Source organism: Algoriphagus sp. AGSA1, assembly GCF_021390545.1.
In the GTDB taxonomy this organism is placed as follows: Bacteria; Bacteroidota; Bacteroidia; order Cytophagales; family Cyclobacteriaceae; genus Algoriphagus.
The window spans coordinates 46,862-61,104 of sequence record NZ_JAJUWR010000014.1 but is presented as its reverse complement, the minus strand read 5'-3'; the positions used below and the strand labels follow the sequence as shown (position 1 = coordinate 61,104).

Below are 14,243 nucleotides of genomic sequence, written 5' to 3'. Positions count from 1 at the left end.
TATCACCGGTTTTTGTTTTCTTTTCTCCTTGCTTCGCTTTTCAGGGAGTATTCCTTCAGTTTCTCCGCCAATACAGCTAATCTGATCGGTTTGGTAAGGTAGTCATCCATTCCGGCTTCTATTGCCTTTTTCTGATCTTCATCAAAAACGTTGGCTGATAGTCCGATAATATAAATCTCCCCTTTTCCTACTCTCTCTCTTATTTTCTTCGAAGCCTCCAAGCCATTGATACCGGGCATCTGCACATCCATCAGAATAAGATCGAAGTGCATACGATCTACCATTTCCAACACTTCATTCCCATCTCTTGCAATCTTGAAACCATACCCTAACTGATCCAGGATTAATGTCATCAGTTGGAGATTTAGGGCATTATCTTCAGCTAAAAGGATTTTTAACGGATACTCATTAGCCATCCCATTCCAGTTCGCCCGCTTCTGAACCTTCGTGGGGCGATCGTCCGGAATTATTTCAGGTGCCTTTTTCAGGATTACGGTGAAGGCAAATTCAGCACCCTGTCCCATCTCACTGGAGATTGTGAGCTCCCCTCCCATTAGTTCTACGATCTTCTTGGCAATTGCCAAGCCAAGCCCAGTTCCTTGGTAGCTTCTCGAACTTGAGCTCTCCACCTGATAAAAAGGGTCTGTTAATTTAGGGATTTGGTCAGCTGGAATGCCAATCCCTGTGTCTTTCACGGAGCATTTCAGATAATACAGCTCTCCGGAAATGTTTTCCAGTTCAAGCTGGATAAAAACATCCCCACCTTTAGGGGTAAATTTGACCGCATTTCCAACCAGATTCAAGACCACCTGGTTGATTTTCTCCACATCCCCCTCCATCATCTCTCTGGAGAGGGAGTCATAGCTTGTTTGCAGAACGATGCCTTTCTTCTGTGCAAGTCCATAAAAAATCTGTACCTGTTTCTCAAGCTCCTCAGCAGGGCAAAAGATTATGGAGTGAATATCAATTTTACCTGCTTCAATTTTAGAATAATCGAGGATGTCCTTGATGATATTCAGCAGGGAATTGCCTGAATTTTTAATGATATCCAGGTATTGGGTCTGCTCCGCATCGAGAGTGGTCTGATCCAATAGATCTATAATCCCCAGAAGCCCATTCATTGGAGTTCTGATTTCATGGCTCATATTTGCCAAAAACTCAGACTTGGCCCTGCTCGCCTGATCTGCTGCATTCATAGCCTCGACAAGTCCCTTTTCCCAAATACGTTGGCTAGTTATGTCTTTGAAGACAGACATCATACGCTTAGTATCCAAAGGAAAAAACCTTACTTCAAAAAAGGTGTTTTCCTTACCTGTATTGATTTCTAGATCTACAGTCTGAATTTGCCCTGTTTGTCGTGCCAGATTAAATGCAAACTTGGTCTTATCTCTTTGATGGGAAGGAACCAAATCAAACAGATATTTTCCCACTAAAGATTCGTCCAAGGGTTGTACAAACACTTTATCCTTAACATGTGACTCAAGAACTTTTCCGGAGTTATCATAAGTAAAAATCGTGTCCGGAATATTATCTATTAAGTTTTGGAGTCGTCTTCCACTTTCAATCAGCTCCAATTTACCATGATACTGATCAGTAATATCCGTGCATATCCCAAGTCCTCCGTTAAATCTTCCTTGCTTGTCAAAAATCAATTTTTCGAAAATCCGTAACCTGACCAACTGTCCGCCCGGCTTTTCAAAATCATATTCTACATTGATAAAAGACTTATTCTCACTGAGTGCACGCTTTACCAATCCCTTGACTTTTAGAGCGTCCTTGTGCCCCCCCTTCCCTCTAAAAGCCTCTAAAAACTCTGATTTTGAATGACCCAAAATATCCTCTACCTCATCACTCACACGGGTGATTTCTCCTCTGAAATTGTGAAAAAACACGAAGCCACGCAACTCCTTGAGTAGAATGTTCTGCTGATCAAACAGCTCTGAAATCTCATCGGCGTTTTCCTCAAGAAGCCTTTGCGACTCTAACCTGTTTTGCAGAGACAATGCAAAGAAAACCACAGTGCCTATGAGCAAAAACACAAAACAGGAAAACAAAAACAGATAGGTGCTATATATCCCACTGGAGATTGAATTGGACTCAACCATAAATAGCAGTGCCATTTCCTCATATATCTTTCCGAAATTAAAGGGGTATTCCACCAAAACCCCGCTTCCGGATTCATCAGCGAGTTTCCATTCAACTTCATATACCCCGATTACCCCTTCAGCAGCATCTTTTCTGATTTGTTTAAGTGATATTTGATCGATTTCCAGGTCAGATTTTCTTTGATGGGAATCTATATTTACCAACTCACCACCCAACAGCAACATCTTACTTCCACCGTTGTTCAGATAATAGTGAGTCACAAACCCCTTGGTAAACCCCACCGGGTCCAACAAGAAAGTCAATTCAAAATTTTTGTCGCCGTCCAGAAAATGAACAAAATCTCCATACCCCTCCAATGGAGGAAGATTATATTCACCCCGGATAAAGTCATTTCTTTCAGTGAGGGTAAAGTAATTAACAGAGTCTTGAAAATTCACCCAAAGGGTATCGACCAAGCCCGGGTAACTATGAAAAATCCTTCTTGCGTTTTTACTAAGATCGTAATCGAAATCCCCATGGTCTAAATCATCATCTTCAAGGAAATCCATCAACATCCTTGCATCATCCTCAAATCTGTTGATTGCAATCTCAACTTCAGTAGCGGCAAGTTCAGTCTGCTTTCGCAAAAATTCCTTTCGGGATTTTATATCCGAATCAGAGATCGCCTTAAAAAAGCTCACACCCAACAATACCACCAAGATCACCAAGCAAGACCCGATGATAAGCGTAAGCCAATAGTCTCTACGATATCCGGTTTTTCTGGTCATCGACCCCTGGGATTAATCCTTATCAAATACCAATCGAGAAGGTTTAATGGAGCGGCATAGGCGTCCTTTGGACTGAAGTCATCTTTAAATACAAAGTGGCTTTTCCTCTGCAACAAAAATGCCTGTGCCATAGATCGAACTTCCTTGTTCTTGCTATTGAACAAATTAAAATCCGAAATCCTAAAATTGTCCGCACGGATAGTTTCTCTATACACATGATTGAGCAGTGGCGGAAAACTCAGCGCTTCTATGGCAGCCGCATCACCCCCGACAATATCCCCTTTACTATTTACTATTAGGTAATTACCCGCCCTTTTCTCTAAATATCGGGTTATAATAGTATCTATTGTTATATCTATTCCCAGAACCGAGTACAAAACATCTCCATCAAAAACAGGATGGATCAAGGACAATATCCAACCTCTGCCTGCAGGATCTATATAAACTTCCTTTGTCCACTTGGGCCCTTTTCCGGGGTTGTTCTCCTCATTGGCCTCATAGAAAAAATTAAACTTGGTCACATCGATAGATGGATCCAAAAGAGCTTTCGCATCATAGGGTGGATAGACCCTGGAAACTTGATCTACTGTATTAAAATACACCTGGGCGATCATGTCGTATTTATTTATCACCCTATGAAATAGTGAATCCATAGGATTTGTGACCAATACATTTTCCAGCGATCTGTCATAATCAGGGGTATTCCTAAAAATCACTACAGAACTTAAAATACCTGAATCCCGGGGGGTGTTTGTGGAAAAACCTTCGTCAAAATTATATTTATCCTTATGAGCTGACAAAAGTATGCTATCCCTATTACCCAATAAAAATTCAAAATGATCCTTCAAAAGAATGATTTCACCTTCTAACAACTGAAGTTCAGATTCCATTTCCTGAATAATGCTCTTATCCGGCGCTCTGTCAAAATCCTTGTCAGTCCTGTCCACAGAGGTGCAGGAAGAAAAGAAAAGGAGTATTAGTGAAAAGTAAATAAGTATTTGATTCATAAGTTCGTGCTGAAATGGAAATTATAAATTTTCCACTTCAGCACGAAACGATTGCCCCATTTCCTTAAATCTTAATTTCACTTTTTCAAAAAAGTCCCCCGTCAAGAAAACTTTAAGATCACCTTCATCAAGCACATCCGTCTCAGAAAGCTTGAACGTCTGCTCCATGGGTCCAAGTTCAAACTTGATAATATATTTATTGTTCCAGGAGAATACACTGATACGGATATCCTCCAGGACAAATTCCTGTACTACCCTCATTATCAATGAGGTTTTACCTCTGATGTAAAAGTAATAGTTGACTTCAATGAAGAAGCCACGGAGCAATATTTTTCCACAGAAAGAGCTACTACTTTTGCAAACTCCTCTTGCTTAGCATCTGGGGAAACCAACACAAATTTCATAGATATATCGGTGTAAAAGGCAGGTACACCCTCATTCCTGATCCCTTCCACTTCTACATAGAAATCCTCTACAGATCTGCGTTTTTTCTTCATCATCAATACAGCATCCACTGATGCGCATGATCCTAAAGCTGAAAGCAATAAATCCATAGGCGATTGAGCTTTTTTGTCCTGTGGGTCGTACATATCTATCTGTACTGTATTTCCCTGGGGATTCACAGCTTCATACTCGTGATCCGCTTTCATTCGAACCGTTACATTCCTTTTAGCCATTATATTTCTAATTAGTCTTTAGACTTATTGTTAATTAAGAATTTTTCAATCTTCCTATTTTTTTTGTCGTCATACTACATATTTCGGCGGTACTGTCCCCCCACCTCGTACAATGCATGGGTGATCTGCCCTAAAGAACAATACTTAACCGCCTCCATAAGTTCCTCAAAGATATTCTCATTTTGCACAGCTGCCTTTTTCAGCTTCCTCAGCTGTTTTTCCACCAGATCAGGATTAGCGGCATGTAAGATCTCCAAGGTCTTGATCTGGGATTCTTTTTCGTCTTTCTCCGCACGAATGACTTCACCTGGTCTCACTGTAGGGGATCCATCAGAAGACAGGAAGGTATTCACTCCGATAATCGGGAACTCACCGGTATGCTTCAGCATTTCATAGTGCATACTTTCCTCCTGGATCTTGCCACGCTGATACATAGTCTCCATGGCGCCCAGAACACCCCCGCGCTCGGTGATCCGGTCAAACTCCACATAAACAGCCTCCTCTACCAGATCCGTCAACTCCTCAATAATAAAGGAACCTTGGATCGGATTTTCATTCTTTGTTACCCCCAGTTCTTTATTGATTATCAACTGTATAGCCATTGCTCTCCGAACTGATGCTTCAGTTGGAGTAGTGATAGCTTCATCGTAGGCATTGGTATGTAGGGAATTGCAATTATCATATATGGCATACAGTGCCTGCAGGGTAGTCCGAATATCATTAAAGTCTATCTCCTGAGCATGTAGGGAGCGGCCTGAGGTCTGAATGTGGTATTTGAGCATCTGGGATCGCTCATTTGCCCCATATTTAAGCTTCATGGCTTTGGCCCAGATTCTACGTGCCACTCTTCCTATCACCGCATACTCAGGATCTATTCCATTAGAGAAGAAGAAGGATAGATTTGGCGCAAATTGATTGATATCCATCCCGCGGCTCACATAATATTCTACATAAGTGAACCCATTGGAAAGTGTCAGCGCCAATTGGGTGATTGGATTGGCACCGGCTTCCGCGATATGATATCCTGAGATAGAAACAGAATAGAAATTACGGATTCCATGCTCGATAAAGTATTGCTGCACATCCCCCATCAGCCTTAAGGAAAATTCAGTTGAGAATATACAGGTATTCTGCGCCTGGTCTTCTTTAAGGATGTCAGCTTGAACCGTGCCTCTTACCTTTGAAATGGTCTCAGATTTGATTTTCCGATACACCTCTGCCGGCAATACCTGGTCGCCGGTGATCCCCAAGAGCATCAAACCCAGGCCATCATTTCCTTCAGGAACTATGGCATTATATACAGGTCTAGGAAGATCCTTGCTCTTATAGATCAGATCAATTTTCTGATCGATCTCTTTTTCCAGCCCATTGTCTTTGATATAAACCTCACATTGCTGATCTATCGCGGCATTCATAAAGAAGGCGGTCATGGTAGCAGCAGGACCATTAATAGTCATTGACACTGAAGTCATTGGATCTACTAGATTAAACCCCGAGTAGAGCTTTTTGGCATCGTCCAAACAGCAAATACTTACCCCCGAATTACCTATTTTCCCGTAGATATCTGGCCTATGGTCGGGATCTTCCCCATAGAGTGTTACAGAGTCAAAAGCAGTGGAAAGTCTTTTGGCCACCATATCCTTAGAGACATAATGGAAACGCTTATTGGTTCGTTCCGGGCCTCCTTCCCCCGCAAACATCCTTGTTGGATCCTCTCCTTCCCGCTTGAATGGAAATACACCGGCGGTGTATGGGAACTTACCCGGCACGTTTTCTCTCAACCCCCATTTCAGAAGATCACCCCAAGCCTCATATTTAGGCAATGAAATTTTAGGTATCCTCGTATCAGAGAGGGACTTGGAGAAGGTTTTCACCTTGATCTCCTTGTCCCGGACTTTAAAGACATAGAAATCATCGGCATACTTGGAAGATTCAGAAGCCCATTCCTCCAACCATTTTTTGTTTTTTGGATCGAATTCAAGTTCTACTTGAGCATACACTTCTTTTAGCTCCTTGATCAATCTGTCCTTATCCTCTATTTTGGTTGCTTTGATTACCTCTATCGACTTGGAGATGCTATATAATTGCTGGGCTATTTCCTTTTGCTCCTCTACCCAGACATCATAATTCCTGTTGACCTCTACGATCTCTGATAGATACCTCGTTCTGGAGGGAGGAATGATAAATAGTTTCTCAGCAGTGCCTCCAGTCAGTTCAAAGCTACTTTGCAATTGTGGATGGTTTTCGGCGATTTTGGTGATTAAGGCACGGTAAAGCTGATTCATACCCGGATCATTAAATTGCGAGGCAATAGTCCCAAATACGGGGACATCTTCATCCTTGGCGTCCCAAAGACCATGGTTACGTCTATACTGCTTTTTTACATCCCTAATGGCATCCAAAGCACCTCTTTTATCGAACTTGTTCAATGCGATCACATCTGCAAAATCCAACATATCGATTTTTTCCAGTTGAGAGGCGGCCCCGTACTCCGGGGTCATTACATACAGAGAAAGGTCTGAATGCTCTATGATCTCGGTATCTGACTGCCCTATACCTGATGTTTCCAAAATCACCATATCAAAGCCTGCCGCTTTCACTGTATCTACCGCATCCTGCACATATCTTGACAACGCCAGATTTGACTGTCGGGTAGCCAGTGAGCGCATATATACTCGAGGGTGATGGATAGCGTTCATGCGAATCCTGTCACCTAACAATGCTCCACCTGTTTTTCGCTTAGAAGGATCAACAGATATGATAGCCAGTGTTTTATCCCTAAAGTCCATCAAAAATCTCCTAACCAATTCATCGACAAGAGAGGACTTCCCTGCACCTCCTGTGCCGGTAATCCCCAACACAGGGATTTTACGATCCTCACTTTGCTTTCTTATTTTCTCCAGAAGCGATGTGGAATTCTCAGGGAAATTCTCGAATGCAGAAATTGCCCTGGCAACACGCTGTTTGTTTTCTGTATCTAAGGAAAAACCTTCAACCAACTCATCTCCGATAGCAAAATCACATTGACTCACCAAATCATTGATCATTCCCTGCAGTCCCATTGCGCGCCCATCATCCGGGGCATAGATTCTTGTGATCCCATATTCATGGAGTTCGTGTATTTCTTCAGGCAAGATAGTCCCTCCTCCTCCTCCAAAAATCTTCACATGGGCGGCTCCTTTTTCCCGGAGCAAGTCATGCATATACTTGAAAAATTCCACATGCCCACCTTGATAAGAAGTGATGGCAATAGCCTGTACATCCTCTTGAATGGCACAATCCACAATTTCCTGCACAGACCGGTTATGCCCCAGATGAATTACCTCACATCCAGTGGACTGTATGATTCTTCGCATAATATTGATGGCCGCATCGTGCCCGTCAAATAGCGAAGCTGCAGTTACTATTCTAATATGGTTTTTGGGTTTATAGCTCTCAGAGATTGCGGACATTGGAGATGGGTTAGCTTTTAGGCACTCTTATTTTTTTATACCAGGAAGCGCTAGAGGCGACTTCGCTGCTCACAAATATAGTAATTAAAAAGCCGCCTCACTTTTGTTATACGGGGAAAAACAAAATATAATTTGGATACTTGTCCCAGCAGCTCTGCCCACTTTACATCTAAGAATAGGTTGTATTCTAAGCATGTGGCACGAAACAATCCTCCTTTTTAGCCTGATAAATTAGATTCTCTGAATTATAAAAGGCTTAATTGAAACCACTTTTCAAGTATTTTTTACGTTCTTGATTATAATACTTCAATCCAACCATAACTTTTATGATTACTTACGTCACTCCCGAAGTCGCTGTCTCATCTATCCAAAGCCATCAACGGATTTTTATACATGGCAGTGCCGCTACTCCCACCAGACTCTTATATGCACTGACAGCTAGAAAAGATGAATTATCAGATGTGGAAATAGTTGCTATTACCACTCTAGGGGACATGCCTTTAGTGGCAGATGAATGTAGGGGAAGTTTTTACATGAATTCATTGTTTGTCTCTCAAAACGTAAGACAAGCCGTCAATTCTGAGCATGGGGGTTATGTCCCTATTTTCCTGAGTGAGATCGGCCAGCTATTCAGAAAGAACATCCTCTCTATAGATGTTGCCATTGTGCAGGTCTCCGAACCTGATGCCCATGGATATTGCTCTCTGGGCACCTCGGTGGATGTGGCAAAACCAGCCGTGGAAACTGCCCGGACTATTATAGCACAGGTAAACAAACAAATGCCGAGAACACATGGGGATGGTCAGGTCCACATATCAAAGTTCCATGCTGCCATCTATGTGGATGAACCTTTGCCTGAAGTGAATTATGGGGATAAAATCACCGACATCGAGCGTCAAATCGGGAACCACTGTGCATCTTTGATTGATGACCGTTCCACCCTACAGATGGGAATTGGTGCCATTCCAGATGCTGTCTTGGATTCATTGAAACAGCACAAAGACCTGGGAATCCATACAGAGATGTTTTCCAATGGGATTTTAGGCCTTCTCAGATCTGGCGCTATCACCAATAAATACAAGAAAAAGCATCCCGGTAAGATCGTATCCGCATTTGTCACGGGAACAAAAGAACTCTATGATGCGATAGACGACAACCCCGAATTTTCATTTCATGAAGCAGCATATGTGAACGACACCGCTGTCATCCGAAAAAACCCAAAGGTAATCTCCATCAACAGCTGCTTGGAAATGGATCTTACGGGCCAGGTCTGTGCGGACTCTATAGGAAGCTACCAGTACTCAGGTGTGGGTGGTCAAATGGATTTTATGCGAGGAGCTTCTTTATCCGAAGGCGGGAAACCAATCATGGCATTGACTTCAGCAACCAGAAAAGGGGCTTCCAAAATAGTCCCGTTCTTAAAAGAAGGTGCTGGAGTGGTGACCACTAGAGCTCATATGCAGTATGTAGTCACAGAATATGGAATGGTCAACCTATATGGTAAAAACCTACGTCAACGTGCCTATGAGCTGATGAAGATCGCCCATCCAGATCACAGAGAAACTCTTGAAAAAGCTATCATTGAGCGATTTGGGAGTTATGTGTATGCCTTCAGGTAATTACCAATCTTTGAATGGGCATGGCTGATTTTGATCATGGCCATTTCCACCTCACCTATTCGTCTATGATCATTATATTCCCTAACAGAAAAAAAACAACCTATAATCTTGTCCCGGTTTTGATTTATTCCGCTTCTCTTTAGATTAGCGGATCAATCAATAACCCAAAGCAACCCATGTCCTCAAAAAAATATGCCTTTTTCCTATCAATCACCGCCGCATTAGGCGGATTTTTATTTGGATTTGACACAGCTGTGATTTCAGGGGCTGAGCGGGCCATCCAGGAAGTATGGAAATTAAACGACCTGACACATGGTTTAGCCATTGCGATGGCCCTATATGGCACTGTAATAGGCGCCTTGTTTGGAGGTATTCCATCGGATAAGTTTGGCCGTAAGAAGAGTCTCCTTTGGATTGGCGCACTGTATTTGATTTCCGCTTTAGGGTCAGGAATGGCCGGCGATCCTTATTCTTTTATGTTTTTTAGATTTATTGGAGGTCTGGGTGTAGGGGCTTCTTCTGTAGTGGCTCCCATGTATATTTCTGAAATAGCACCTGCCAAGAACAGGGGTTTGCTTGTTGCGCTCTATCAATTCAATATTGTTTTCGGGATACTAATGGCCTACTTCTCCAATTACCTCATTGGAACTGCCGGAATTGCCAATGACTGGCGATGGATGTTAGGAATGGAGGCCGTTCCTGCACTGATTTATACCGTGATGATATTCAGGATTCCCGAAAGTCCACGCTGGCTTATCGCAAAATTTAACGATCAGGTAAAAGCAAGGGAAATTCTCACAAGGACGGACCCTGAAGGAGTAGATGAAGCGATAAGGCTAGCTATTATAGAAGAACAAACCATCAAACAAAAAGGCAGCTTTACCGCATTGTTCAGCAAGGCATTTTTATCCACTACCCTGCTGGCTATTTTTATTGCCTTTTTCAATCAGGTATCCGGGATCAATGCGATCATTTATTTCGCCCCTCGAGTGTTCGAGATGGCAGGAATATCGACAGAGTCCGCCCTGTTTTCTACCATAGGCATAGGCGTAGTGAACCTCATTGCCACCTTTGTAGGCTTATACCTCATAGATAAAATTGGACGTAAAAAACTCATGTACATTGGATCCGTCGGTTATATAATCTCCCTATCCCTTATGTCATATAATTTTCTTGTTGGCGGGATTGACAATTTTTGGCTCCCTGTATTTGTATTTGCATTCATCACTTCACATGCAGTGGGACAAGGAGCTGTAATTTGGGTTTTTATATCCGAGGTTTTTCCTAATGAACTTCGTGCGTATGGCCAATCAATTGGATGTTTTACCCACTGGATATTAGCTGCAGTGATCGCAAATGTCTTCCCATATTTTGCCACCCGGTTTGGGCCGGGATATATCTTTGCTTTCTTCGCACTGATGATGGTCTGGCAATTACTTTGGGTCAAGTTCAAAATGCCTGAGACCAAAGGTCGCTCACTAGAAGAGATTCAACAGGATTTACATAATACCCATGAAGCATAAAGTAGTCGTTTTCGGAGAAATGCTTTGGGACTGCCTTCCCTCGGGAGCAGTACCAGGCGGCGCACCGATGAATGTAGCATTAAACCTCCATCAGCTGGGATTAAATTCCAGACTCATTTCCTCAGTTGGGAACGATAGCGATGGCCAGCAACTCTTGGAATTCTTAGATAGTTTTAGTCTTCCAGTTGATTTGATCCAAATCAATCAGGACTATGAAACCTCAAAGGTGCTGGTAAATGATGAGGATCCGGTAAACATCAAATATACTATCGTATCTCCGGTAGCTTGGGATTTTATAGTATGGAATCCCGAAATGGACAAGGCGGTGGCTTCTTCAGATGCATTGGTATTCGGCACGCTAGGCGTACGGAATACAGAGAGCCTAAACACACTGCTGAAGTTGCTACACCATAAGACACTACGTGTTTTTGATGTAAACTTCCGCCCCCCCTTTTATGATTTCGAGGTGATAGAGAATCTTCTGGGATATACGGATATCCTGAAAATCAACGAAGATGAATTGGTAATCTTTGCGGACTATTTTGATATAGATCACGAAGTAGAGAAGGTCTGTGCCTATTTGGATCAGCATTTCCCCATGGATCTCATCTGTGTGACCTTGGGCTCAAAGGGCGCTTTGCTCTATAAAGATGGTAAGACCATACAACATAAAGGATACAAAGTCCAGGTCGCTGACAGCATAGGTGCTGGAGACGCTTTTCTTAGCGGCTTTATCAAAGTCTATCTAGAAGAGCAATCTCTTGGCAAGGCACTTGATTTTGCCTGTAAATTAGGAGCTTTTGTTGCAAGTAAAAAGGGAGGCACTCCGAAGTATGGAATTGGGGATTTATGAAAGTGATTCGTTCTGCTATTCGACCACTGTTTTCAGTCTAAGATTAAGATTAGAACACCCCAAAAGTGAGTGGTAAAAAAAATTGAGGGATTGCCGCAAATGTAAATTGAACATTAAGAATTAATCCTAAAACCCTCCCTTGATCTTCTCTGCAATCTCCGCCAATTCCTCGTCACTCAATTTTAGCTTCGATCGGGTAAAATTAATATCATCCATCGTTTTCAATGGAACTAAGTGTACATGTACATGGGGAACCTCTAGACCTATCACCGCAACTCCTATCCGGGTGCATTTGATGGATTTATCCATGGCCTTGGCCACCCGCTGGGCAAAAAGATGTAGTCCCGAAAGCACTTCAGGTTCCAAATCAAAAATATAATCAACTTCCTGCTTGGGAACGACCAGTACATGACCTCTGACCAACGGCATAATATCAAGAAAAGCAATGTAATTATCATCCTCAGCCACTATGTGACCGGGGATTTCCCTGTTAATGATTTTAGTGAAAATTGAAGCCATGATAGTCAAAAGTAAAATCCCGACAACCGTCGGGATTGGTTTAGAATGTTATATCCAATATTTCAAATTGCAACGTCCCCGCAGGAGCTTTTATCTCAGCGATTTCCCCTACTTTTTTACCTACAAGTCCTTTTCCGAAAGGAGATGCAAGTGAAATCTTGCCTGCTTTCAGGTCTGCCTCTTCTTCAGACACCAAGGTATAGCTTACCGTCATGCCGTTTTTTAAATTTTTGATTTTCACCGTCGTCAAAATCCCCACTTTGGAAGTATCCAACTGGGAGCTGTCCAGCACCCTGGCATTGCCCACTACTGCTTCCAGTTTAGCAATCTTCAACTCTAGATGTCCCTGTGCGTCCTTAGCGGCATCGTATTCGGCATTTTCGCTTAGGTCACCCTTGTCCCTGGCTTCAGCTATCTGATTAGATATGTCAGTCCTTCCTTTGGTTTTGAGCATATGTAGTTCATCCTTCAGACGCTTCAGACCTTCTTCGGTATAGTATTGTATTTTGTCCATGTTTGAAAATTGTTATTTGCCACAAAAACAAAGTAACGGTCGCAAGACGGGACCGTTACCTTGTTTTTTGGCTTTTATTTGAACTACAAAGATAACAAAGCTTTGAAACAAAGCAAAGACTGTTGTTTTTTCCTTCTCTTTTGAAAACATGATTGGATGGATCGTCAGAATGTTACTCGACGATGTCAATTCCAAAAATTATAACTGTTCGACACTTTTCAAAAATCCAAAAACGATGGCGCCTCCTCGCAACTGTTGCCGCTTTGTCCTACAACTAATGCCGTAGGATCTAGTAAAGATTGGCCAATCTGTCCAAATTAGGACTATATATTGGCAAACATGGCATTCGACAGCCGGTCAATGGAGGCATCATCGCTTCATCAATCCTTCAAATTACTGGGTTGTTTTTTTCCATTCTGGTCAAATATCAAAGTTTTGGACTGCTCACCCGCCATAAAAGTCACTTCATAGTAGGAAACATTATCTTCCTCAAACATTCTTTTTCTGGTGATTTTATCAATTGAAAGAGATTTATCCATTTTGATCACTTCCAAGACTGGTGGAGGGAGTTGAACGGAATCTGCTTGATCCAAAGTGCCGTCCAGGAGAGTACCGTCCCTTTTTACTAAGTTAGTATCACTTTCATGCATGGAACCGCTCATTTCGTTTTGAGCCTCTATGCTTTCTTCGTTTGCATCTCCTGATTTTCCTCCACAGGATATGCAAAAAACAGTAAGGGCAGTAAGGCTGAACAATTGGTGGGTTTTCATCTGTTTATTTTTTGTTTTTGAATTGCCAGATGGAATCTTTGACGATTAAAATAATCATTGGCCTGTGTGTTTTAATGATGATTTTAATCGTGTCGATTTCATAGCAGTATTGATTTATTTTTTCTTGTTTTTGAGAGTATTACGTCAATGATCCGCATCAAAATCGCATCCAAATAGACAAAAGCTTCCTGCTTTTTCCCAGAATGATCTAAGACAGAGTGTAGTCCCTCATCAGAATACAAAATAAAACCCTGAAAAACAATATTTTAACTCAATAAAAATAGCATTGATCATCTGATTACATCCAACTTCCCTCTCCAAAAAAACAGGTATTTTAACCCCTTGATTTCAGAGGGAAAAGTGCACACCTCAAAAACCTCTCATAATGAGTCTCATCTTGCCCGAAGTGTGGTGAGAGATTGCGAAAGTTTTGAGA

The 14,243-nt window shown here is 42.2% G+C and carries 11 protein-coding genes; 3 read left to right on the top strand and 8 right to left on the bottom strand.

Features of this window, described 5'->3' with window-relative positions; genetic code table 11:
- Positions 1-2: 2 nt before the first annotated feature.
- The 5 genes from LZF95_RS12645 to LZF95_RS12625 all read right to left on the bottom strand — a co-directional run bounded on the left by LZF95_RS12645 (position 3) and on the right by LZF95_RS12625 (position 8,009).
- Positions 3-2,873 carry a PAS domain-containing hybrid sensor histidine kinase/response regulator gene (locus LZF95_RS12645; RefSeq protein WP_233755409.1) on the bottom strand — a complete coding sequence of 957 codons (2,871 nt, stop codon included), beginning with the start codon at positions 2,871-2,873 and terminating at the stop codon, positions 3-5.
- A complete protein-coding gene (locus LZF95_RS12640; RefSeq protein WP_233755407.1) occupies positions 2,870-3,880 on the bottom strand; it encodes a cysteine protease in 1,011 nt (336 codons plus the stop codon). Before LZF95_RS12640 ends, LZF95_RS12645 begins: the two co-directional genes overlap by 4 nt.
- A 21-nt stretch (positions 3,881-3,901) precedes the next feature.
- A complete protein-coding gene (locus tag LZF95_RS12635; protein WP_233755405.1) occupies positions 3,902-4,141 on the bottom strand; it encodes a hypothetical protein in 240 nt (79 codons plus the stop codon).
- Positions 4,142-4,143: 2 nt separating this feature from the next.
- Positions 4,144-4,557 carry an OsmC family protein gene (locus LZF95_RS12630; protein WP_233755403.1) on the bottom strand — a complete coding sequence of 138 codons (414 nt, stop codon included), beginning with the start codon at positions 4,555-4,557 and terminating at the stop codon, positions 4,144-4,146.
- A gap of 74 nt (positions 4,558-4,631) precedes the next feature.
- Positions 4,632-8,009 (bottom strand): methylmalonyl-CoA mutase family protein, encoded by a 3,378-nt coding sequence (locus LZF95_RS12625; protein ID WP_233755401.1) that lies wholly within the window; start codon positions 8,007-8,009, stop codon positions 4,632-4,634.
- Positions 8,010-8,335: 326 nt separating this feature from the next.
- On the opposite strand from LZF95_RS12625, the gene LZF95_RS12620 reads away from it, so the two are divergent.
- The 3 genes from LZF95_RS12620 (at position 8,336) to LZF95_RS12610 (ending at position 12,004) form a co-directional block, all read left to right on the top strand.
- Entirely contained in the window at positions 8,336-9,628 is a 1,293-nt protein-coding gene (locus tag LZF95_RS12620; RefSeq protein ID WP_233755399.1) for an acetyl-CoA hydrolase/transferase family protein, read from the top strand.
- A 155-nt stretch (positions 9,629-9,783) separates the two neighbouring features.
- Positions 9,784-11,151 (top strand): sugar porter family MFS transporter, encoded by a 1,368-nt coding sequence (locus tag LZF95_RS12615; RefSeq protein ID WP_368670780.1) that lies wholly within the window; start codon positions 9,784-9,786, stop codon positions 11,149-11,151.
- Complete coding sequence (locus LZF95_RS12610) at positions 11,141-12,004, top strand: carbohydrate kinase (protein WP_233755395.1); 864 nt, start codon at positions 11,141-11,143, stop codon at positions 12,002-12,004. Before LZF95_RS12615 ends, LZF95_RS12610 begins: the two co-directional genes overlap by 11 nt.
- A 126-nt stretch (positions 12,005-12,130) precedes the next feature.
- Here the strand turns inward: LZF95_RS12610 and LZF95_RS12605 are convergent, their stop codons facing one another.
- The 3 genes from LZF95_RS12605 to LZF95_RS12595 form a co-directional block, all read right to left on the bottom strand.
- Positions 12,131-12,523 carry an HIT family protein gene (locus LZF95_RS12605; protein ID WP_233755393.1) on the bottom strand — a complete coding sequence of 131 codons (393 nt, stop codon included), beginning with the start codon at positions 12,521-12,523 and terminating at the stop codon, positions 12,131-12,133.
- Positions 12,524-12,563: 40 nt separating this feature from the next.
- Entirely contained in the window at positions 12,564-13,037 is a 474-nt protein-coding gene (gene greA / locus LZF95_RS12600) for a transcription elongation factor GreA (protein ID WP_233755391.1), read from the bottom strand.
- Positions 13,038-13,417: 380 nt separating this feature from the next.
- Positions 13,418-13,807 (bottom strand): hypothetical protein, encoded by a 390-nt coding sequence (locus LZF95_RS12595; RefSeq protein ID WP_233755390.1) that lies wholly within the window; start codon positions 13,805-13,807, stop codon positions 13,418-13,420.
- Positions 13,808-14,243: the final 436 nt, after the last annotated feature.

What these genes read in the sequence shown, in the direction of transcription:
- LZF95_RS12645 (WP_233755409.1), bottom strand. Translation starts at nt 2,873, where the DNA reads ATGACCAGAAAAACCGGATATCGTAGAGACTATTGGCTTACGCTTATC.
- LZF95_RS12640 (WP_233755407.1), bottom strand. Translation starts at nt 3,880, where the DNA reads ATGAATCAAATACTTATTTACTTTTCACTAATACTCCTTTTCTTTTCT.
- LZF95_RS12635 (WP_233755405.1), bottom strand. Translation starts at nt 4,141, where the DNA reads ATGAGGGTAGTACAGGAATTTGTCCTGGAGGATATCCGTATCAGTGTA.
- LZF95_RS12630 (WP_233755403.1), bottom strand. Translation starts at nt 4,557, where the DNA reads ATGGCTAAAAGGAATGTAACGGTTCGAATGAAAGCGGATCACGAGTAT.
- LZF95_RS12625 (WP_233755401.1), bottom strand. Translation starts at nt 8,009, where the DNA reads ATGTCCGCAATCTCTGAGAGCTATAAACCCAAAAACCATATTAGAATA.
- LZF95_RS12620 (WP_233755399.1), top strand. Translation starts at nt 8,336, where the DNA reads ATGATTACTTACGTCACTCCCGAAGTCGCTGTCTCATCTATCCAAAGC.
- LZF95_RS12610 (WP_233755395.1), top strand. Translation starts at nt 11,141, where the DNA reads ATGAAGCATAAAGTAGTCGTTTTCGGAGAAATGCTTTGGGACTGCCTT.
- LZF95_RS12605 (WP_233755393.1), bottom strand. Translation starts at nt 12,523, where the DNA reads ATGGCTTCAATTTTCACTAAAATCATTAACAGGGAAATCCCCGGTCAC.
- greA (WP_233755391.1), bottom strand. Translation starts at nt 13,037, where the DNA reads ATGGACAAAATACAATACTATACCGAAGAAGGTCTGAAGCGTCTGAAG.
- LZF95_RS12595 (WP_233755390.1), bottom strand. Translation starts at nt 13,807, where the DNA reads ATGAAAACCCACCAATTGTTCAGCCTTACTGCCCTTACTGTTTTTTGC.